Genomic DNA, 20329 nt, shown 5'->3' with positions numbered 1-20329 from the left:
GCTACTCTGCGGACATAAGTCTGTATAAAACCAGTTCATTAAAAAAATGAGGTTTATTTTTTAATGAACTGGTTGTACTAAGAGAAAAAAGGAGTATTCTGTTTTTTTTAACTGAGCAGATGACGTGATGTGGTCATGGAATTTCGTATAGTAAGCTCTTTTGTAGAAGAACGTTTAAAAAAAGTTCATCGTTGCTGTTCCAAAGGATAGTAGAAAGAATAACGGTATGTATAAAAGAGTTAAGCGATAATAGCGCGGAGAAGAAACGATTTGAACGACTTCTAAGGCATCCTGAAGTGACTCCCAATAGAATTATTCATACAGAGCAAGCCCGAGTAAAAGCCTTGATTAGTGAGCGCCATGTTTTGGCTATCCAGGATACCACAGAAAATAATTATCAATCTAAAGCAGGTCGGGTTAAAGGCTTAGGTACAGTAGGTAATGGAACAGATGCTGGTTTTTTTCTGCACCCTTTAATTGTTTTGGATGCTCATACAGGAGGTGCTATTGGATGTGCTGAAGTGACTGTATGGAATCGCACCAAAGAAGCGGATGAACAGTACCAACAGTTGCCGATAGAAGAAAAAGAATCTTATCGCTGGATTAGTACCGCTGAATCAGGGGCAAAAGTGTTGTCGAAAGCAGCCTCAGTCACCTTTATAGGCGACAGAGAAAGCGATATCTATGAATATATGGATCGTATTCCTAAACAAAACACCCACATCATCACTCGAACCCGTTGTGATAGGCTTATTGTACATAGCGATTATAGAACGCTGTATGATTATCTTGATAATACAAAAGAAGCAGGCAGGATAAGCGTTAGCATTCGTGGGGATGAACGAATAGAGCGACAAAAAAGAGAAGCGTTACTCAGCATCAAATATGGTGAAATAGAGATTAAACGGCCTAAAAAGTGCACGGATAAATGTGCTTCACCATCAATAAAACTATGGGTGGTTGAGGCAAAAGAAATAGAATGTCCTGCTGGACAAGACCCCATTCATTGGCGTTTGTATACAAGCCATCCCGTAGCGAGCTTTGAGCAAGCGCAGCAAATCATTATATGGTACCAGATGCGCTGGAACATAGAACAAGTATTCCGTACCACCAAATCAAAAGGGTTCGATATAGAGCAAAGTCAGGTTGAATCAGGGGAGTCATTGATGAAGCTCTCTTTATTTGCCCTGTTTGCGGCACTCAAGGTGATTCAATTAGTAACAGCACGAGATGGCTCTACCGAATTAAAAACATCCGATCTCTTTACACCCGATGAGCAAGTCTTTTTAAGAGGATTGTTAGTCAGAATCCAAGGCAAAACCATAAAACAGCAAAATCCTTATCCAGAAGATAATTTAGCTTGGGCTGCTTGGATTATTGCCCGTTTAGGGGGATGGCATTGTTACACGAAAAGTGAAGGACCTCCTGGACCCGTTATCCTCGCTCGAGGGCTTAAAAAATTTCATGAAATGTTCTGTGGTTGGAATTTGTACAAACTTATGTCCGCAGAGTAGCCTCTCCGGGGGAAGGTGCCCGAGAGGGCGGATGGGGGGATCAAAAAAGGAGTTTCTATCAAATAGACCATGTTTTAAACCTTTACCTTAAATGAGTTCTCTTTTTGATCCCCCACCCACCCTGTCGGGCACCCTCCCCCGGAGGTGGAGGGGCTACTTGCGATGATCATCCTGTTTATTTACATCTTTTTACGAGATTAAAATTATGAAAGGATCACTCAGCGCTATCGCTGCATCAAGGCTACGCCTGTTTTGAATAACCCCCTCCAGGCCCTAACTTTTGCTTTCACTGATGACTTTATCCAGACTTTCCGCAGTTTGCCCGCCATACAAGGCCTTAACCAATTGTCCCTTAGGATTAAAGATAAAGGTAACAGGTACTCCGGTAATATCACCCAGACTTAAATCTTCAGCCGGGTTGCCCACTAAACTGGGGTAGTTAATATTAAATCTGCGAATCAGATTTCTTTGTTCCAATAAAGGCGGGGCGTCATAATTTACCCCAAATAAAGCAATGGGATCGTTTTTATGCTGGTGGTAAAAACGATTAAATTCAGGTATTTCATCAAGACAGGTTTGACACCAGCCGGCCCAAAAATTGATTAACACCCATTTTCCCTTTAAATCGGAAAAGGGTGTGCTTTGTCCCTGGGTGTCTTTGAGTACCACTGCTGCATGACTTAATGAGGCGATACTGATTAAGAGAAATACAGGGAAAAGGAGTTTGGTAATGATACGCTTCATAGTCACCTCTGGGATAATTTGGAACTTATTTTATCATATTCTGGTTAAATTCTCACAGCATCAATTTTGCTTAGGCCGTATTGGGTGTGGTCGTAATGTGGGATAGCTTATTGCTACTTCGAGCCCGGCTGCAAGCAGACCGGGCTACGCACTGCTCCACGTCGTCCTTCGCGCTAAAAGACGCGCTCAGGACGACGGGCTCAATACCAATGGCTCTGGAACCGCATCCAATTCTTCATCCACGGGGTCACGATGCTTGAATTTAAATACCCCATGCTTCTTGAGTCCATCCATGGCATCCAACCGATCTTTTTGGGTGCGCCAGACTGGACTGCTTGTTCCCCAATCCAATACCGTACTTTCCGTTTCGGGAACACAATCGGGTGCCGGGATAGGGCGGCGATCCGGGCTTCTTTGTTTTTCATCCAGAACAATGGCTGCCCGTTGTTCTTCCGATAAGGGTTGTACAACCCCTTCGTAGAAAAAGGGCAGTACCCTTAATTTGGCAACCAGTTTAAATGCGCCCCACTTGCTGGTTAATTCAGAATAGCCATGCTCTTTCGGATTGTCTCGTAATGCTTCGTACTCGGTTGGAGAAATAATGTTTATCCTGCTCAGATGATTGCGATAAAATATTTTGCCTTTACTTAGCACCAGCAACGGCTCATGTTGACGGGAGTTGTAGTCCACATCGGGCATGTGCTCCAGGCCGCCAAAGTTTTTTTGCGCGGGGATGGCTGAACCATAGAGGACATCATTCACATCTGACATGGAAGCAGTGATACCGGCCACGCATTCTTTTTTATTAAACTGGTTTAAACAACTATCAAATTTTCCATCTCCTCGAGAACGGCTAGGCGCTTCAGTTTTATCAGGTGTTGGATCATAAGGCTTGACGCAAAACACACCAACACGATTTATTTCATCGTGGAGGTTATTCACCAGAATACTGCCCCAGACACCAAACCGCTCCTTCATGATACGTCGTAAATCCCCTACCATGGACATGTGTCCTGCCGCAAAGTGATCGGTGTAATAATGGTAAGTGAATAATTCCATGGAGTAGGCTTGAGCATGATAACGATGAGCCAACTCAATCAGATCGTCTTTTGAAAGGGTTTGATTTTTTTGAGCAAAAGAGGCTTTTATATTAGCTAAATCAGGATTGTCTGATTGGTAATTACTGTCTGCTGCCCATTGCTTTAATTCATAAGATAATCGGGCATAGCGCAGGGCAATGCTGTGACCCAGGACATAAACCCGGACTGACCAGGGCGTGAAATGAGTCTGGTTGCGGTTAAGCATTTCTCCATAGTCCTTTACGCGCAGATAAAACATTATTTGCTGGACATAAAAATTCAGTGTGTCTGAAAAGGGAATGTATCTGGCGTCATTTATGGCATAGATACGGTCAATTTCCTTGCGGCTGACATCAGGTGCTGCCAGATTATTATATGCGGTGATTAAGGCATCTTCTTCCTCTTGTTTCACCGGCTGGTGAATAAGAAATTTTCCCAGGTCAATGGCTGAGTTGAAGCGCTCACATTTGGGTAAATCCAAAACCATGGTCCAGTCAGCCTGAGTGAAATAATCACCAGCCATGGCTATGATTTCGCCGGCAGAAAGTTCCAAGGCCATTGGCTCGGGCAGATTGTTCTCGCCAAAGCGTTGCAGGCGCACATGTAAAACCCCTGCTTCATCGATTCTCAAATACGGATTATTCTCTATATTATCAAGACGTAATCCATCACCTATTTCTGTATGTTCTCTCGTATCCATAACTGCTCCCATTCTGAAATCCTTTTCCTTTCCCATCATATCTCTGTTTTTAAATGAGTATCAACAGCTAATTTATGCGCCTGTCCGCGAGGGACTTTGTCGGGATGTATAATAGGAAAACACGTCTTTTTGCACTATCCTATAGAGAGACGTTGAAAACAGGATTGGATCATGCGGGAAATTAAGGTTAAGCGATTAATTAATGGCACTTTGGTGCGCGAAGGAGCCGGGGTTAAATTACATCGGTATATAGGGGCGGATGCAAGCAACAACTTTGAGCCCTTTTTATTGTTTGACTATTTTGATAGTGCCGACATGCTGGATTTTATGGCGGGATTTCCTGCTCATCCGCATCGTGGCTTTGAAACCATTACCTATCTGTTGCATGGTGCTATTACCCATACCGACAATCAGGGTCATAAAGGGACTATTGGGGCAGGAGATGTGCAATGGATGACCGCAGGCCGAGGCATTGTCCATTCGGAAATGCCTTCTTCTGCGAGTGGCCGCTTGCAAGGCTTGCAATTGTGGTTAAATTTACCTGCCGCAGAAAAAATGAGAGCGCCGCGGTATCAGGAAAAGTTAAATGAAGAGTTGCCTGTTGAAAGGTCACCATCAGGAGTGGTTATTAAAGTGATTGCAGGCCAGACTGATTTGGGTACAACGTCACCGATCACTGAAATTGCAACACATCCTTTATTTCTTGATATCAGTATGCCTGAAGGAACTGAATTGTCGCAGGGTATTTCCCAGGGATCGCAGTCTATATTATTTGTCGTATCAGGGGCTGTTACTTTGGGTGATGTCGTGATTTCGCAAGGCGTATTAGCTGATTTATCAGATGGTGATGTTATTCATTTAAAAGCGGTGCAGGACAGCCAATGTTTCCTGATTGCCGCTAACAAACTGCATGAGCCTGTTGCACGGTATGGTCCCTTTGTCATGAATACTCAGGAAGAAATCATGCAGGCTCTGGATGATTTTCGTAACAACAGGTTTTGAGCAGCGGTTTAATGCCGTAGCGATCCACGTCGCCTTCGCGCAAAAAGACGCGCTCAGGACGACGTGGATCGGGGGCTACACGCTATGGTATTACTTTAACCATGCTTCCAACAAGCTTTGCATGGTGTTTCTGGCTTTGGTTATCGACTCAGAGTCTGTTTCTTTAGGAGTTCTTAAATCATCACAATGGGCGGCTCCTTCAATCAATGAATAGGTTAATTTCTTATTGATTGCGTTACCGTTTTTCTCGGCTAATGAAAGGGTAGACCAGGGATCATTGGCTCCATTGGTAAAATAGATATTGGTCACCAACTCATCCATCAGAGGAAAATAAAAAGTGCTGTTCAGGGACGCTGTATTGGCAGGCTCATTCAGGCCAAACAAGCGCTGACAAATTTTGCGATGATAATCCAGGTTAATCAATGAAGAGCGGGTTGATTGAGATGAATCAGGATTCGCGTTTTGCCAATAACCATATTCAGTACAGGATTGATAATACCATTGGCGCATGCCCACGCCGTCTTGATAACTGTGAGGATCTTCACTCATAGCTCCCTGAGCGGTGATATCAACAGCAGTTATACCCATTGCCCTATATAGCTTTTTAGCAAAATCGGCATAGCCTGCAAGCGGGGTCTGGCTGGATGCAAGGGCAGAACAAAAGGAGTCTCGCATGCCATATTGAATCGCTGCTGCTCCCGTGTCGGCGATAAGGTAGAGAAAATCTACAGAATCTTCAATTTCGCTGGCTTCAAACATGTTTTTCATATGTGCCAATTCTTCTGCATTATTCAACGAGGCCTCAACTTCACTGACCACCTGACGCATGTGTGCGGCACACTGTGGGCCTGCTACCTCGGTCATATGGGTATCGTATTCAATGAAATCCTCTTTGGCCATCACCGGTGCCGAAGAGGCTAAAGAACCGGCCACCAGATAGGGGAACTTTAAGCGATAATAGGCTGATAATGATCCCGGATAAGAGCCGCCAAAAGCTATCCATGTTCCCGTCCAGTTCTTTTGATCGCGTAGATGGCGTTGAAAATAGGCCAAATCATCCAGGGCTGCCTCCGTAGTTAAAAACCGCAGGTCCCGGGTTGAAAAGGTGTTTCGTGGCAGACTTTCTCCATAATAGCGATGTTCCAGGGCAACCATTTTTGCATGATGTGTTTTGGCATAAGTGCGTATTGCACCGCTTAATGCCCTTGAGGTACAGGCTGATTCACCACAAATGTAAAAAAATACTGGAGCATCCCTTTCAGGGCCATAGGTTTCATCAATGTAATAACGTTGCTTAAACATGCCTTCCTGTGGATTATTGTGATCGGTAAGCTGATCGAAATACGATTGTTTTATGGATTTGGGAACTGTCGCGAACATTTGTTCTTCCTGTTGCTTTTGCATATACAGTTCCAGTGGTCCTGCAAAGGCAAGTGACAGCTTCGTCAGTAAGGCAATACAAAGCAAAACACCCTTTTTTGAATAAGTCATAAATCAATCCATCCTTGAGTTGTCGCTGTGGTCATTTTTCACCACAGCAGGGTTATTTTTTATGCTTGAAGAATAATTCTTTAACTGTGCTTTTTGCAAGAAAATTAAAATCTTTTGATGTTAAAAGTTATTGCATAGTGATCAATTATGTGGCACTATGTGTGGTCTGAGAATTTCTGGATGTTTCCTATGTTTAAAAAAGCAGTGTTCCTGTCATTCTTCTCGGTTTCTTTTTCCCTTTGGGCTGCTCATGATCTTCAGTTATACCACGCTTCTGGAGACAGCTTAAAGAAATTTTCATCGGCAAAAACACCTGTAAAAAATGCGGTTTTTTCAAAAAGTGCTTCTACTCTTCCTAATGAGAACACCTTACAAGAGTCCAGCCAAACGCAAGAATCGGGCATCACAATTACCCGTTACCAGCAGTTATATAAAGGAATTCCAGTGGTCGGCGCCCAAGTCATGGTCGCTGCAAAAGGGAACCAGGGCATTTCAGCTAAAGCCACTGGCGAAGTCAATGGCCATTTAATGGATAACATTCAAATCAACACCGTTCCTGCCATAAACACACAACAGGCTATGGGATTGGCTAAAAAGGCTTATTTCAGTGTTAACCCTCAAGCGCCAATCGTGCAGGAAAGAGCCGAATTACAGATTCGTCCGGTTGAAGAGAATAATTTAAAGCTGGTGTTTCTGGTTTCCTTTAAAACCACCCAGGCGGATGACAAGCCGGTATGGCCATTCTTCGTCATTGATGCCCAGAGTGGCGCCGTATTAAAACAATGGAACAATATTAAAACCTATCTGGACAGCGGTCCTGGCGGTAATGAAAAGGTGCGTGAATATTGGTACGGCAAAGACGGTTTGCCTTCTTTGGATGTCGTGCAAAAGGGCAATCAATGCCTGATGGATAACGATAAAGTACGGTTGGTTAATCTGGGCACCAAATGGGATTGGGGCAATCTTATTCTGACCCCGTTTCAATATCCGTGTAACCAAAACAGCGAAGAAAATGTAAATGGCGGTTTTTCCCCAACCAATGATGCTTATTTTTTTGGCCACGTTATCGTAGATATGTATAAGAACTGGTATGGCTTAAATGCATTGCAGAACTCAAATGGCAGCCCTATGAAGTTGTTGATGCGCGTTCATTTTGGCCAAAGTTACGATAATGCCTTTTGGGATGGCCAAGCCATGTCTTTTGGTGATGGTGAAGATTTTTACCCTCTGGTGTCTCTGGATGTTGCGGGTCATGAAGTGACTCATGGCTTTACGGAGCAACATTCAGGCCTTGAATATCATGATCAGTCTGGTGCTTTAAATGAGTCTTTATCCGATATGGCAGGCCAGGCCTCACGCGCTTATCTGTTGGAAACTATGCCTTTATTGTACAACAAGGCTTATTTGCAGTCTGATGAAGTGACTTGGGGCATTGGGGAAACTATAGTGCGTGAATCCTTTGGTAAAGCATTACGCTTTATGGATTATCCTTCTTCTGATGGCAGTTCGGCAGATTGTCTGGATAAAGCTCTGGCGCAGAGTAATGGCTCCTATTGTGCTATCAGTTATGCAGATGTCATTGCCTTTTCTGATGTGAATATTTCTGACCCGCAAGAAAGGCAAAGTTATATTGTGCATACAGCTAGTGGTATTTTTAATAAAGCCTTTCATTTGTTATCTAAAGCTGTAGGCATTAAAAAGGCCTATCACATTATGGTGGTTGCAAATACCAAATATTGGACCCCTACCACTAATTTTAAAGATGCAGCCTGTGGTGTTATTTATTCCGCCAGAGAATTACAGGTAGACACCCAGCTTGTTAAAAGTGTTTTTGGTCAGGTAGGTGTGGAAACGGCTCAGTGTGCGGTTTAATTTGAGGTTAGTGCCTTCTATCCTCTGAAGCACATCGTCCTGAGCACGTCTTTTTGTGCGAAGGATTGATCTCCTGAAAGCGGCATGGTGCCACTTTGATCCCGGCTGCAAGCAGACCGGGCTACACACCTGGCCAGGATTCAGTGGGATTCTGTAGCCTGTGTTGCGTCCGATCTACGTCGTCCTGAGCGCGTCTTTTTGCGCGAAGGATCTCCTGAAAGTGGCATGGTGCCACTTCGATCCGGGAATGACAAGATTATCGCATCCTGGCCCACTCATAAGGGCTACAGATTAATTGTGTGCCCTCATTAGGCACTAAGAATGTTTTTTAATCTAAATGTTGTTTGCTGAGCAATAAAATTAGTATATAATCTCAGTTCATTATGACTTTGGAGTTCTGGTAAGTAATCCATTAGAGTCAGATTAATTTTTGAGAAGAGAATGGCTTTTTATTTAATTACCCTCGGCATACTCGTATTAACCTTGTTCTGTGTTGCCGTAATGGTTATTAAACTCCGTCAACAGCCCGCTACCCCCTTGTCTTTGAGCCAATATATAAAACTGATTGGCAGCGGTATTGTTGCGTTTATTGCCGACACCTTGGGTGTAGGTAGTTTCGCTGTGAATGTGGCTTTGGCCAAATTAACAGGAACCTTTCGTGATGATGAGTTACCTGCCGTAAATAATGGTGCCCAGGTCATTCCTGGAACTATTGAATCCCTTTTTTTTATGCATCTGGTGGATGTGGATTTAACCACTTTGCTGACCCTGGTTGCCGGAACCTGTGTTGGCGGTCTGCTCGGAGGTTTTGTGGTGAGCCAATTGAGCAAACAGGCAATACGCCTCGCCATGATATGCTCTTTTGCCTGCATTATCTGTTTGCTGGTGGCACATCAATTTCAATTATTACCTGTGGGTGGTGATCTGACAGAGCTTCATTCCTGGAAACTGGTTGTTGGCTTCTTTGCCTTGATGATTTGCGGTGCCCTCACTTCGGTGGGTATTGGTTTGTTTGTCATGGTACAGGCTGTTTTATTTGTAATGAATGTTTCTCCAGTCGTAGCGTTTCCCATTATGACTATTGCCGGAGCAATGCAACAGCCGCTTACAACCCTGGTCTTTTTGCAGAAAGATAAAATTCCTTTGAAAAAAACCTTAATCTTAAGCTTGTCCGGCTGTCTTGGGGTTATGATTACCATTCCTGTCTTTACCCAGTTAACCATTACCTGGCTGCACTTACTTTTATTGTGTATTTTGATTTATAATTTTTTTGCGATTGGACATACCTACTTGCGCGCAAGGCCTGGAAAGCAGTATATTCAATCACCGGTAAGGCTTGCCGCTGCCGAATAAAATTTTTATGCCCGACAGAGCCTGTAACAGGCTCGGGTTGCTTTAAGAATGAGCTGTCAAGGATAGACAAAATGAAAAAAGCTTTGTGCCTGTTTTTAGGTTTATGGTTCACTGTTTCAGCTTTTGCAGCAAATAAACGCTTTGATACCATGATTATCTTTGGCGACAGTTTGTCTGACAATGGAAATTTATACCGTTACATGTGGTATAAATTACCCGTTTCCCCTCCCTATTTTAAAGGCCACTTCTCTAATGGTCCCTTGTGGGTAGAGCAACTTTATGATTCCTATTATCCTTATGGCTATTTAGAGGGATTTCAGGATTATGCCGTGGGGGGTGCCGGAGCCGTCCTTTCCTATAAAGAAAATCTCCCCTTTACCCTCACGATGGAATTAAATGACTATTTGTATTGGAATACTTACGGCAAAAAGGAAACCAGCCTTTATACCATTTGGATAGGCGCCAATAATTATCTGAATGGGCCGACTAATGTGGAGCCGCTGACTGATTCAGTGGTGGATGCAATAGGCGGGGTTATAGAGCGTATTATTGGATACAATGGCGATAAATTTTTCATCGCGAATTTACCCGATTTGGGCCGTGTTCCTCAAGCTCGTGATATGGGGACAGAGGCCTTGCTCACTGAGTTGGTACAAACTCATAACCGTAAATTAGCAGCCAAGATTGATGAGTTAAAGCTTAAATATCCTGAGGTCACTTTTGTCTATTTTGATGTCTATTCTTTTTTCAATGAAGCCATAGATCATGCTTATGATTTTGGCCTTACCAATGTAACTGAGCCTTGTTATATGGGCAGTTATTCGGGATGGTTGTTAAACTACATTCCAGATGATTCAGCACTTCATACGTATTTACAGCATCAAGATCCAAGATTGACAGCAAAACGCTGGAATATGATCAAAAACAACCCGCAATTACGTGAGGCCGCCAGTACCAGTATGATTTACGAGATGTTGCCTTTAAAAAATAAATCAGAACCGCTGAATTGCGATGGATACTTATTTTGGGATTATGTACACCCAACAACCATAACCCATTCCTACATAGCGCAAAAAGCACGTGAATTATTGGATGAGGCGGGTCTTGAAGCATTTAATCCCACAGAATAAAAACAAGTTCTCCACTACTGCCATTAACTTAATGGCAGTGCCTTAGGCATATTGGCGCATATGTAGTATAATCCTGAATATAATCTCAGAGCATTTTATATAGGTACAACGCATACTATGGATGAGCAAGTCAGCAAATCACAGAAAAAAAGAGAAGCCGATTTTTTACAGAAAACCGCCGTAAAATTTATCGATTTAAGCACCGCAAAGCTGGATTTATTACCGCTTACGGATAATTTACGCAAAGCCATTGTCGATGCCAAATCAATCAAGAGCCATGGGGCGAAACGCCGTCAGGCCCAATTAATTGGCAAATTGATGCGTGCTGCTGATTATGAAGCTATTCTTGTCGCGTATGAGCAGATTCTGGAAGAGGACAGTGCTGTTACCGCTAACTTCCATGAAGTAGAGCAATGGCGCGACAGGCTGATTCAGGATGGGAAGGATGCCTTAACCGAGTTTATTGATCAGTACCAGCCTGAAGATGTGCAGCAATTAAGGCAGCTCATTAAAAAAGCGACCGATGATCAGATTAAAGAAAAAAATACCGGTGCTGCAAAGGCCCTGTTTCGTTATTTAAGGTCAGCCATACAATGAATTATTCCCTGTTTGTCAGTTGTCCCAAAGGGCTTGAATATCTGCTCGAAGAAGAATTAAAAAGTTTAGGCTTTCAATGCCATCGCGTCAGCCCTCAAGGTGTATATGGTGAGGCAAGTCTGGCTGTTATTTATCAGCTCTGCCTGTGGTCACGTATTGCTAACAGAGTGCAATTGGTTTTATTCAATGGCCATGCGGCTAATGAACAGGCTCTGCATAAATTATGCACGGAGTTCCATTGGCAAACGGTTTTTACCCATGATAAAACCATTGCCATAGAGTTTCATGGTGTTTCTGAAAACATACGCAATACCATGTTTGGGGCACAAGTGGTTAAAGATGGCATTGTTGATCACTTTCGCCGTCTGAATGGCTCCCGGCCTAACGTGGATAAAGAAAACCCGCAAATTCGCATCCATGCCCATTTAAAAAATGAAATTCTGACCGTCAGTTTTGATTTAACCGGATACAGCCTGCATCAGCGCGGTTATCGTACTCAGACTGGAACGGCTCCTTTGAAAGAGAATGTTGCCGCTGCCATGCTTATCAGAGCAAAATGGCCGGAATTGGCGGCACAGGGATATTCTCTCCATGATCCTTTTTGTGGCTCGGGAACCTTGGTTATTGAGGCTGCGATGATGGCCGCCCATATAGCTCCTGGCTTATTGCGTCAGGATCAATCACTGCAATATTGGGCGCAGCATCAGGCGTCCTTATGGGAAAAAATGCGCCAGCAAGCCTTGCAACAAGTCAAGCCGGTTGGCGGTGTTACATTCCGTGGGACGGATAATGACAGTAAAGTAATCACTATTGCACGTGCCAATGCAGAACGGGCCGGAGTGCTTCCCCTGGTTGAGTTCGCTGTTTCAGAAGTTAAGGAATGCCGGCCTGCAAGCGACAAGGGTTTGCTGGTGTGTAATCCTCCTTATGGTGAGCGATTGGGGGATACAACTCAGTTAGTTCCTGTTTATCAGCAGTTAGGCACCGTTCTGCATGGCTTTTATCGGGGCTGGAAAGCGGCAGTACTGACTTCAAATCCCGTGCTGGCCAAAGCCATAGGGTTGCGGGCAGGTAAACAATATACTTTGTACAATGGCGCACTGGATTGCAAATTATATTGTCTGGATATTTCCGCAGAAAATGAATTAAAAGGTGCTCAAAGCAGTACTTTGTCACCCAATGCACAAATGCTGTTTAACCGTTTGGAAAAAAATCACCATCATTTACAAAAATGGGCGAAGAAAAACCACATCAGTTGCTATCGCCTTTATGATGCTGATTTACCAGAATATGCTTATGCCATTGATATTTATAATGACTATGCGGTGTTGCAGGAATATGCCGCCCCTGCCAGTATTCCTGCCCATAAGGCAGAAAAGCGAAGCCTCGAAGTGTTGCAGGTTGTGCCCCGAGTTCTGGGATTGTCTGCCGATAAATTGATAGTCAAACAGCGTAAGCAACAAAAGGGCAGCGAACAGTATCAAAAAATGGCAAAAACCGGCCATTCAATGACAATCACTGAAGGCAAAGCGAAATTAAAAGTTAATTTGTATGATTATCTGGACACGGGTTTGTTTTTAGACCACAGGCCTTTGCGCCTGCGTTTTGAGCAGTTAAAACCGGGTACCCGATTCCTGAATTGTTTTTGTTATACCGCCAGTGCCAGCGTCCATGCGGCACTTGCAGGCGCTTTAACTACCAATGTGGATTTGTCGAATACTTATTTACAATGGGCTGAGGATAATTTCAGGTTGAATCATCTTGATTTGGCAAGACATCAATTTATCTCTTATGATTGCCGCGAATGGATGAAAATTACCCGAGATCGTTTTGATGTCATCTTTTTGGATCCCCCTAGTTTTTCCAACTCGAAACGAATGGAGGACACGCTTGATATCCAAAGAGACCATGTTGCTTTAGTGAATTCTGCCATGCGTTTGCTTAATCCGGATGGTGTACTTTATTTTTCAACCAACTTCCGTCAGTTCAAACTTGACCCTTTATTGAAAGAAAAATATTCGGTACAGGATATCAGCAGCCAGACTATAGATCAGGATTTTAAGCGCAATCAAAAGATTCATTATTGCTTTAAAATTGTCATGCCGCAGTTTGCTTAAGGTTAAAAAATTATCGTTGACAATTGCTTGCTCTTTGGATAAAACATCTGTTTTTACTACGAGGAGAAGCTGTAATGGGTTTAGCAATATCTACACAAAGAGCGGACGATAATCGTCCCGTTCGTTTAAACAGAGAAGCTTTTTTCGCCACTGGGGCAACTGTAGATCATGGCGATCATCTTCATGAATTTGCAATAGCTGGCGAACAGGCAATAGTCCGGAATTTACAACGGCAAGATGCTGGTGAAACAGTGACTGCCTCTGAGCAAACCATGAGCTTAGATGACGCCTTTGCTCTCTACACATTGCTTTCAAGTGCCGATAATCTGGATCCAAATATGGCTAAACTGGCTCTCATTATGGCTTTGGCAGCAGCGCTGGCAGAAGAGGAAGCTGAATTATCTGCTGAAAGCAGTGATACTGAAGAACTTGCTGCTCAAGGTAGCGATGCTGATGAGCCAACTGAGGATGAAGAAGAGAGCACGACTCCATCTCCAACTATGTAAAATTTTGTAGCCCGTATTAGGCGCCAGCCGTAATACGGGGAATAGTTTATTACCACTTCGATCCCGTAACGGCTAACGCCTAATACGGGCTACACTCCCTGCCATTAAGTTAAGAAGGGTTGATTTAAAATAGGCTACCGTTATTTAACAAATTTATTTCACTGGCGTTTCTTCATTTTTACCGTGGATTTCTTCTTTCAACGAAGACATCCATCCTGCCATAAACATCAGTTCTGCGGTCAGATAAAGTGGTGCTATCAAGGCTTGAGAGAGATTTACCATAAAGGCTGGTTTCTTACCCTCCAGAACATGTCCATACAGCTGCAATCCCCAGCCCACAACAAAGGTGATTATAAAGGCCCAGACACCTAATGTGGTCGGCCCCGCATGATTAAACCAACTGGCTAGCCATAATAAAATAAGGAATATAGGGGTAAGGATTAAGGCCAGTTGCCAGTTAAGGCGAAAATAGTAAACCAATACCGCAAGTGCAGTCAGGCAGGCCAGATTGGTGCCAAAAACATCAGGAATAATAATTTTCACAAAACCTAAAAGAATCATTAAAGACAGGATAATAATAGGTACTCCGGCCAGGTGAGTGTAGCGGGTTTGAGGATTTTGATGATATTCCGCATACAACTGTGCCTGTTCAATAAAAGATTTCATTTTAATTGTCCTGAATAATAGTCCTTAAAAAAAACATAGCACATTATTCAGATAAGCACCAAAACAGCGGCAAATAATATTGGAAAAAAGAAGGAAATACGGAAGCATTGACGCTTCCGTATGAGGGGGTGAATTAATGGGCTCTTCTCAGGTATCTTGCCATTCTTAATGGAGAAATCATATCGTCAGCCTGGATAGCAAGGGCTGCAACATTAGGTTCGTTGGTGTCATATTCACAAATCCAGTTGCCTTCGTTATCATTCTGAGGCTCTGGAGTGCCAGACATCGTCGCTAAAAGGCCATTACTTGATTCAAGAGCCATCTCTTCTGAATCAGCCATTACAGGACCCATGATGAATACCCAGTTGGAAGGAGTTGCGTAATTACTGACATTATAAGCCAGATACATTCCTTGGAAAATTTCGCCTGCGTTGGGTAATCCTTCAGATTGAATGGCGTTTATGCCTGGGCACGATTGAGGGATACCTTGTGCTGCAAATGAGGAGCCAGCAAGAACCAGGGCACCAACAAAAGTAGCCAGCTTTGATTTGAACATCATGTTACAATCTCCTTGTTTACAAAAGTTAAAAAAGCATACAGAGACTAACAAGTTGAATATGCTGATGCAACTATTTTATTTGTAGCTCGGTCTGCTTTCAGCCGGGCTACGGGACTGTGCCAACAAATACCAATACAACCATATTTGATAGCTGGAGTGATGAAGAGGGGCATAGTATTTCATCTAAAGCTTAAACTTTAAAAGTATATTTTCCGAGGATGTACAGCACATTACCGTTATTATTGAACCCGGGAATATAAGTAGCGGCAACCGTCACTTGTTTGAAGAATACTGAGGCCCAGGGAAGTGCACCGGGGAATGGAATATTATGGTTAATATCTACTCTTGAGGTGACCAACACAGTATAACCAATACCGGCTTTAAGATCTTTGCTCAGGTTTGCAACTTTAAGATAGGCATATCCTGCTGCGGGTTGCACATGGCTATGTGAATCAAGGAAGGCTATGGCATACAAGCCATGCCAGTTTCCCTTTTCATCAAATAAACCTTTACCAAGACCGCCACCCCATGCTAATTCATTATAAGAATCTATTTTTTCACGGCTGTACACATGGCGATTATGCCATGCATAGCCTGATAGATAGAGATCGGTATCTCCTTCTGTCCACACCTGATGCAGGCGTTGGCAAACGGGTTTAAAAAAAGAAGCCCAATGAGAGCATGGCTTATCCTGTTCGTCTGATGCAGCGAACGCTGTTAGAGTGCACATCATTAAAATAGTGGAAATTAATTTTTTCATTCACATTTTAACCTGTTCAGGGTTTATCCCAGCTCTATTTTAGTGTTACAGTTTAACTGAAGGTTTCAGGAGCTGTCGACCTGGTTATCAGTAAGTTAACCCGAATTTATACTTTAATTAAGATGCACTATAATGCACTGAAAATAAAGAATAAAGTCAATAAACCTAAGAGCATACTATCATGGACTTGTTTCGCAAAAAAGACATTGCAGGCTCATCAGAGAATGAATCTCACCTGGCAAAATGCCTCACAGCCTTTGATCTGACCTTTTTAGGAGTAGGCGCTATTATAGGTGCAGGTATTTTTGTTTTAACCGGAATTGTTGCGGCTACCCAGGCGGGGCCGGCAGTCATCCTTTCTTATGTTATGGCCGGTTTTGCCTGCGCTTTTGCGGCATTATCCTATGCAGAACTTGCTGCGTCCATTGGTGGCTGCGGAAGTGCCTATGGCTATGCCTATGCAGGATTTGGCGAGTTAATTGCCTGGATTGTTGGTTGGGATCTCTTATTGGAGTATTCCATTTCAGTTTCGGCTGTTTCTGTAGGCTGGAGCAGTTATTTCAATGATTTGCTCCTTGCCATGAAAATACACATTCCCTATTATCTGTTACATGGTCCCATAGACGGTGGCAGTTTTAACATACTCGCATTTTCAGTTATTGCCGCATTGACCATTTTGTTAATCCTCGGGGTTAAATCAAGTACCCGTTTTAATAACGTCATGGTGATGGTCAAGTTGACAGTGATCTTGCTTTTTATCGCTATCGCATCTACTGAAGTTAAAGTGGCGAACTGGTCTACATTTATGCCTTTCGGCTGGGCAGGAGTGATGAAAGGCGCCTCTCTTATATTCTTTGCCTATGTAGGTTTTGATGCTGTTTCTACTGCGGCGGAAGAAGCTATTAATCCTCAGCGTGATTTGCCCAGAGGAATTATAGGCTCATTGCTTATTTGTACTACTTTATACATCATCGTTGCCGGCTTGCTTACTGCGATTGCCCATTATTCCAGTCTGAATGTAGCATCGCCTATCAGCCATTCCTTATTGGTATTAGGATACAAGACTGCGGCAGGCCTTGTGGGGGTGGGGGCTATTGCTGGTTTAACTACGGTAATGCTGGTTCTTTTTTATGGCTTAACCCGAGTCTTTTTAGCAATGTCCAGGGATGGTTTATTGCCGAAAATATTTTCTCAAACCAATGAGCATACTAAAACACCCATACGTATCATATTGCTTTGCGGTATTTTGATGTCGACCGTATCCGCAGTCATTCCTATAAGTGACTTGGCGGAGTTAGTTAATATAGGTACTTTGTTCGCCTTTATCATTGTTTGCTCCGGTGTTTTATATTTGCATTGGACACGACCTGAAATGGAAAGGCCATTTAAAACACCCGGCATGCCGTATATACCTATATTAGGGGTTCTCAGTTGTTTTTACCTGGTTATCAATTTACCATGGATTACCATGCTTCGTTTTCTGATATGGATGGTAATAGGGGTGATCGTGTATTTTAGTTATAGCCGTCACAAAAGTAACCTGGAACATAAAGCGGGTATGCTGTCGCCCGGTACTTAAGGTTTTATTATCCCATCCCACTCACCGGCCCGTTCGAGCTGAGGAGGGGTGGAAACCTCGTCTCGAAGCAGGCACCAAGGTAAAAAGTTTGTGCCAGTGCTTCGGGACGGCGCAAAAAAGCTGCGCCTCCTCAGCACGAACGGATCGCACCAAGGCAAAAAATGTCAATTTCCGAATCAATGTGATGTTCCAGCGGTGAGTATAATGGCTGCTGAAACCAGACCTGCTGCAGGAATAGTCAATAACCAGGAAAGGAAGATTCTCTTTAATACTTTCCAGTGAGTACCCCCAATCCCGTTAATCAAACCAACTCCCGCGATAGCCCCCGTGACAGTGTGAGTGGTTGAAACGGGAACACCACACTCTGTGGCGACAAAAATAGTCACGGCAGCCCCAGTTTCGGCAGCACAGCCTTTTAAGGTATTCAGTTTGGTTATTTTGGTACCCATGGTATGGACAATGCGCCAGCCACCAGCCAGAGTTCCCAGGCTTATAACCAAATGACAAGAAATCACTACCCAAAAGGGTACATAAAATTCACCGCTGATCCAGGATGCGGAAAAAAGCAGTATGGCTATAATTCCCATGGTTTTCTGAGCATCATTTCCCCCATGGGTCAGGCTGAGTAAAGCCGAGGACAGTAATTGAAATCCTTTAAATAACTTATCGAGTTCAGCTTCTTTTTTATGTTTCAGCAGGCCGGTTAAAAAACGAGTAAAGAGCAGCCCTATAATTAAGCCCAGCGCGGGGGAGATAAAAATTCCCGCGGCCACTTTGGCAAACCCGGCAATTTTAAGCGAAGTAAATCCGCCTTTAGCTATTGCGGCTCCAGCCAGTCCGCCAATAAGTGCATGAGAAGAGCTGGATGGCAAACCGTAATACCAGGTGACCAGATTCCAGAAAATGGCGCCCACCAAAGCTGCCAGAATAAAGTAAGCATCTACAAGATGAGTATCAATAAGCCCACTGCCAATGGTTTTGGCAACCGTCAAATTAAAAACCAGGAAGGCAATGAAGTTAAAAAAAGCAGCCCACACTACTGCTTGTTTTGGCGTTAATACTCCAGTCGTTACTATGGTTGCAATGGAATTGGCGGCGTCATGAAACCCGTTAATAAAATCAAAGACAAAGGCCACGAATATGACGAAAAGGATAAATAAACTATAGTGATCCATTCCTAACGCTCCTTGCTAGTAAAAGGTCAGCCCTGTCAGGGAGCAAGAGGAAAGATCCCCCCGACCTATTACTCTTGCTTTAACCACAATCGGTTTATAAGGGCAATCGATTGCGTTGTTGATTAAAAATAATAACTGGTTTTGGTCATTATTTTGGATACAGTATGCATCAATTGTTTTATAGGGTAGGGAAGCTCAGATGCTCCAGCATCCACCGCCTGTGCCGCATGTTGCTCTTCATCTGCCTGCATTTGTTGCAATATGGCTTGTGATTTTTTATCTTCATCAGGTATGCGCTGCAAATGGCTTTGCAAATGGGCGCTTACCTGTCGCTCTGTTTCTGCGACAAAACCCAGACTGATTTTATCGCCCGCCATACCTGCTAATGCACCCAAAAAGATAGAGCCGCAGTACCACAGTGGATTGAGTATGCTGGGTTTGCTATCCAATTCAGACAAGCGCTCTTCACACCAGGCCAGGTGATCTGTTTCTTCTACTGCCGCTTGATGCATTTGCGCTTTTATATGAGTTAGCTCTGCGGTTAATGCCTGTCCCTGATAAAGGGCCTGCGCGCAGACCTCTCCTGAATGGTTTACTCTCATCAGGCCGGCTATGTGTTTTTTATCTTTCTGGCTTAATTGGCTGTCTTGAATGTGCTTTGCCGGAGAAAGGCGTGTCGGTAATCGCTGTTGCGGGGGAAACAAGGTACGAAGGGCACCATCAACCTCAGTAATTAAGGCATCGAGCAAGCTGGGAATTCGCATAGCAACTTTAAAAAAGGTTTCAAGGCTCTATGTTAACCGGATTAATCGACAGTTTGAAGTAATTCATGGAGTTTATTATTACTACCCATTTAAAAGTCGGTTCTTGTTTAAAAAGAATACAGCATCTATAATTAAACAATATACTTCTAAGGAATAGTCATGACAGATTTCGATAATGAGCAAGATGTCAGTGATATGTTTAAAAAAGCCACCGAGATGGCAAAAGCCAAAAAAGAGGCAGAGCAACAGGCCACAACTAAAGTTGGCGCAGTTCCAAATAGCGGACAAAACGGCGAGAATTACGATCCACTGGCAGGAAATACCTTTGATCATTTTAACCCGGATGAAGACAAGTAAGATTCGTAATGACCCCGAGGTATATCTCCATGATTGAATAACACTCCAGACCGTAGCCCGGTTGCGAGCAACCGGGCTACCCTTTTTTTCCGATCTACGTCGTCCTGAGCGCGTCTTTTTGCGCGAAGGATTGTAAGTTTAAAATTTTATATAATGTCGGATAAGAGAGTAGCTCTTTACTTCAAGAGTAAAGAGCGCGGGCGTGAGCGACCGTCGAAGGATTGGTTTAGCAACCGCGGAGATCAAGGTACTCTGGCCCTGCTCTCGAAACGTTTGAATAGTTGATTGGACTCCTTAAAGTACGTCCGCTTACAATCCTAAACAATCAAATTCGAGGCATTATGAAATTATACACTAATTATAT

The 20329-nt window shown here is 43.5% G+C and carries 18 protein-coding genes; 10 read left to right on the top strand and 8 right to left on the bottom strand.

Features of this window, described 5'->3' with window-relative positions:
* Nucleotides 1–191: 191 nt before the first annotated feature.
* Nucleotides 192–1514, top strand: coding sequence for an IS4 family transposase (locus B094_RS0110645; RefSeq protein ID WP_169334267.1), 1323 nt, complete (start codon nt 192–194; stop codon nt 1512–1514).
* Nucleotides 1515–1787: 273 nt separating this feature from the next.
* On the opposite strand, the gene B094_RS0110640 is transcribed toward B094_RS0110645, so the two are convergent.
* Nucleotides 1788–2258, bottom strand: a complete 471-nt coding sequence (locus B094_RS0110640; RefSeq protein ID WP_018577794.1) for a TlpA disulfide reductase family protein — start codon at nt 2256–2258, stop codon at nt 1788–1790.
* 186 nt (nt 2259–2444) lie between these two features.
* Complete coding sequence (locus tag B094_RS16095) at nt 2445–4049, bottom strand: hypothetical protein (RefSeq protein ID WP_018577793.1); 1605 nt, start codon at nt 4047–4049, stop codon at nt 2445–2447.
* A gap of 159 nt (nt 4050–4208) precedes the next feature.
* Here B094_RS16095 and B094_RS0110630 point away from each other — a divergent pair, with 159 nt between their 5' ends.
* The gene (locus B094_RS0110630) at nt 4209–5039 is read left to right on the top strand and encodes a pirin family protein (RefSeq protein ID WP_018577792.1); all 831 of its coding nucleotides are present in this window, start codon (nt 4209–4211) and stop codon (nt 5037–5039) included.
* A 90-nt stretch (nt 5040–5129) separates the two neighbouring features.
* Here B094_RS0110630 and B094_RS0110625 read toward each other — a convergent pair whose 3' ends face one another.
* On the bottom strand, nt 5130–6530 hold the full coding sequence (locus tag B094_RS0110625; RefSeq protein WP_018577791.1) for a S28 family serine protease: 1401 nt from the start codon (nt 6528–6530) through the stop codon (nt 5130–5132).
* Nucleotides 6531–6719: 189 nt separating this feature from the next.
* On the opposite strand from B094_RS0110625, the gene B094_RS0110620 reads away from it, so the two are divergent.
* The 6 genes from B094_RS0110620 to B094_RS0110595 all read left to right on the top strand — a co-directional run bounded on the left by B094_RS0110620 (nt 6720) and on the right by B094_RS0110595 (nt 14105).
* Complete coding sequence (locus B094_RS0110620; protein WP_018577790.1) at nt 6720–8402, top strand: M4 family metallopeptidase; 1683 nt, start codon at nt 6720–6722, stop codon at nt 8400–8402.
* 441 nt (nt 8403–8843) lie between these two features.
* Nucleotides 8844–9755 (top strand): MFS transporter, encoded by a 912-nt coding sequence (locus B094_RS0110615; RefSeq protein ID WP_018577789.1) that lies wholly within the window; start codon nt 8844–8846, stop codon nt 9753–9755.
* A gap of 71 nt (nt 9756–9826) precedes the next feature.
* Nucleotides 9827–10885, top strand: a complete 1059-nt coding sequence (locus B094_RS16525; protein ID WP_018577788.1) for an SGNH/GDSL hydrolase family protein — start codon at nt 9827–9829, stop codon at nt 10883–10885.
* 117 nt (nt 10886–11002) lie between these two features.
* Nucleotides 11003–11482, top strand: a complete 480-nt coding sequence (gene yjgA, locus B094_RS0110605) for a ribosome biogenesis factor YjgA (protein ID WP_018577787.1) — start codon at nt 11003–11005, stop codon at nt 11480–11482.
* On the top strand, nt 11479–13599 hold the full coding sequence (rlmKL, locus tag B094_RS0110600; protein ID WP_018577786.1) for a bifunctional 23S rRNA (guanine(2069)-N(7))-methyltransferase RlmK/23S rRNA (guanine(2445)-N(2))-methyltransferase RlmL: 2121 nt from the start codon (nt 11479–11481) through the stop codon (nt 13597–13599). The genes yjgA and rlmKL overlap by 4 nt, the downstream gene beginning before the upstream one ends.
* Before the next feature lie 74 nt (nt 13600–13673).
* Complete coding sequence (locus B094_RS0110595; protein WP_018577785.1) at nt 13674–14105, top strand: hypothetical protein; 432 nt, start codon at nt 13674–13676, stop codon at nt 14103–14105.
* Nucleotides 14106–14258: 153 nt separating this feature from the next.
* Here the strand turns inward: B094_RS0110595 and B094_RS0110590 are convergent, their stop codons facing one another.
* The 3 genes from B094_RS0110590 to pagP all read right to left on the bottom strand — a co-directional run bounded on the left by B094_RS0110590 (nt 14259) and on the right by pagP (nt 16090).
* The gene (locus tag B094_RS0110590) at nt 14259–14771 is read right to left on the bottom strand and encodes an Mpo1 family 2-hydroxy fatty acid dioxygenase (protein WP_018577784.1); all 513 of its coding nucleotides are present in this window, start codon (nt 14769–14771) and stop codon (nt 14259–14261) included.
* 133 nt (nt 14772–14904) lie between these two features.
* Nucleotides 14905–15330 (bottom strand): DUF4949 domain-containing protein, encoded by a 426-nt coding sequence (locus B094_RS0110585; protein WP_018577783.1) that lies wholly within the window; start codon nt 15328–15330, stop codon nt 14905–14907.
* 190 nt (nt 15331–15520) lie between these two features.
* Nucleotides 15521–16090 (bottom strand): lipid IV(A) palmitoyltransferase PagP, encoded by a 570-nt coding sequence (gene pagP, locus B094_RS0110580; protein WP_018577782.1) that lies wholly within the window; start codon nt 16088–16090, stop codon nt 15521–15523.
* A gap of 181 nt (nt 16091–16271) precedes the next feature.
* Here pagP and B094_RS0110575 point away from each other — a divergent pair, with 181 nt between their 5' ends.
* The gene (locus tag B094_RS0110575; protein WP_018577781.1) at nt 16272–17669 is read left to right on the top strand and encodes an amino acid permease; all 1398 of its coding nucleotides are present in this window, start codon (nt 16272–16274) and stop codon (nt 17667–17669) included.
* Between the two features lie 176 nt (nt 17670–17845).
* On the opposite strand, the gene B094_RS0110570 is transcribed toward B094_RS0110575, so the two are convergent.
* A complete protein-coding gene (locus B094_RS0110570) occupies nt 17846–18844 on the bottom strand; it encodes an inorganic phosphate transporter (RefSeq protein WP_018577780.1) in 999 nt (332 codons plus the stop codon).
* A 122-nt stretch (nt 18845–18966) separates the two neighbouring features.
* The gene (coq7, locus tag B094_RS0110565; RefSeq protein ID WP_018577779.1) at nt 18967–19608 is read right to left on the bottom strand and encodes a 2-polyprenyl-3-methyl-6-methoxy-1,4-benzoquinone monooxygenase; all 642 of its coding nucleotides are present in this window, start codon (nt 19606–19608) and stop codon (nt 18967–18969) included.
* A gap of 159 nt (nt 19609–19767) precedes the next feature.
* On the opposite strand from coq7, the gene B094_RS0110560 reads away from it, so the two are divergent.
* Complete coding sequence (locus B094_RS0110560) at nt 19768–19965, top strand: hypothetical protein (protein ID WP_018577778.1); 198 nt, start codon at nt 19768–19770, stop codon at nt 19963–19965.
* Nucleotides 19966–20329 lie beyond the last annotated feature (364 nt).

This window comes from Legionella shakespearei DSM 23087, from assembly GCF_000373765.1.
In the GTDB taxonomy this organism is placed as follows: domain Bacteria; phylum Pseudomonadota; class Gammaproteobacteria; order Legionellales; family Legionellaceae; genus Legionella; species Legionella shakespearei.
The sequence above is the reverse complement of the archived record's forward strand: the minus strand, read 5'-3'. Positions and strand labels throughout refer to the sequence as shown.

What these genes read in the sequence shown, in the direction of transcription:
- rlmKL (WP_018577786.1), top strand. Translation starts at nt 11,479, where the DNA reads ATGAATTATTCCCTGTTTGTCAGTTGTCCCAAAGGGCTTGAATATCTG.
- B094_RS0110575 (WP_018577781.1), top strand. Translation starts at nt 16,272, where the DNA reads ATGGACTTGTTTCGCAAAAAAGACATTGCAGGCTCATCAGAGAATGAA.
- B094_RS0110615 (WP_018577789.1), top strand. Translation starts at nt 8,844, where the DNA reads ATGGCTTTTTATTTAATTACCCTCGGCATACTCGTATTAACCTTGTTC.
- B094_RS0110640 (WP_018577794.1), bottom strand. Translation starts at nt 2,258, where the DNA reads ATGAAGCGTATCATTACCAAACTCCTTTTCCCTGTATTTCTCTTAATC.
- B094_RS0110560 (WP_018577778.1), top strand. Translation starts at nt 19,768, where the DNA reads ATGACAGATTTCGATAATGAGCAAGATGTCAGTGATATGTTTAAAAAA.
- B094_RS16525 (WP_018577788.1), top strand. Translation starts at nt 9,827, where the DNA reads ATGAAAAAAGCTTTGTGCCTGTTTTTAGGTTTATGGTTCACTGTTTCA.
- pagP (WP_018577782.1), bottom strand. Translation starts at nt 16,090, where the DNA reads ATGAAAAAATTAATTTCCACTATTTTAATGATGTGCACTCTAACAGCG.
- B094_RS0110585 (WP_018577783.1), bottom strand. Translation starts at nt 15,330, where the DNA reads ATGATGTTCAAATCAAAGCTGGCTACTTTTGTTGGTGCCCTGGTTCTT.
- coq7 (WP_018577779.1), bottom strand. Translation starts at nt 19,608, where the DNA reads ATGCGAATTCCCAGCTTGCTCGATGCCTTAATTACTGAGGTTGATGGT.
- B094_RS0110570 (WP_018577780.1), bottom strand. Translation starts at nt 18,844, where the DNA reads ATGGATCACTATAGTTTATTTATCCTTTTCGTCATATTCGTGGCCTTT.
- B094_RS0110590 (WP_018577784.1), bottom strand. Translation starts at nt 14,771, where the DNA reads ATGAAATCTTTTATTGAACAGGCACAGTTGTATGCGGAATATCATCAA.
- B094_RS16095 (WP_018577793.1), bottom strand. Translation starts at nt 4,049, where the DNA reads ATGGGAGCAGTTATGGATACGAGAGAACATACAGAAATAGGTGATGGA.
- yjgA (WP_018577787.1), top strand. Translation starts at nt 11,003, where the DNA reads ATGGATGAGCAAGTCAGCAAATCACAGAAAAAAAGAGAAGCCGATTTT.
- B094_RS0110595 (WP_018577785.1), top strand. Translation starts at nt 13,674, where the DNA reads ATGGGTTTAGCAATATCTACACAAAGAGCGGACGATAATCGTCCCGTT.
- B094_RS0110625 (WP_018577791.1), bottom strand. Translation starts at nt 6,530, where the DNA reads ATGACTTATTCAAAAAAGGGTGTTTTGCTTTGTATTGCCTTACTGACG.
- B094_RS0110620 (WP_018577790.1), top strand. Translation starts at nt 6,720, where the DNA reads ATGTTTAAAAAAGCAGTGTTCCTGTCATTCTTCTCGGTTTCTTTTTCC.
- B094_RS0110630 (WP_018577792.1), top strand. Translation starts at nt 4,209, where the DNA reads ATGCGGGAAATTAAGGTTAAGCGATTAATTAATGGCACTTTGGTGCGC.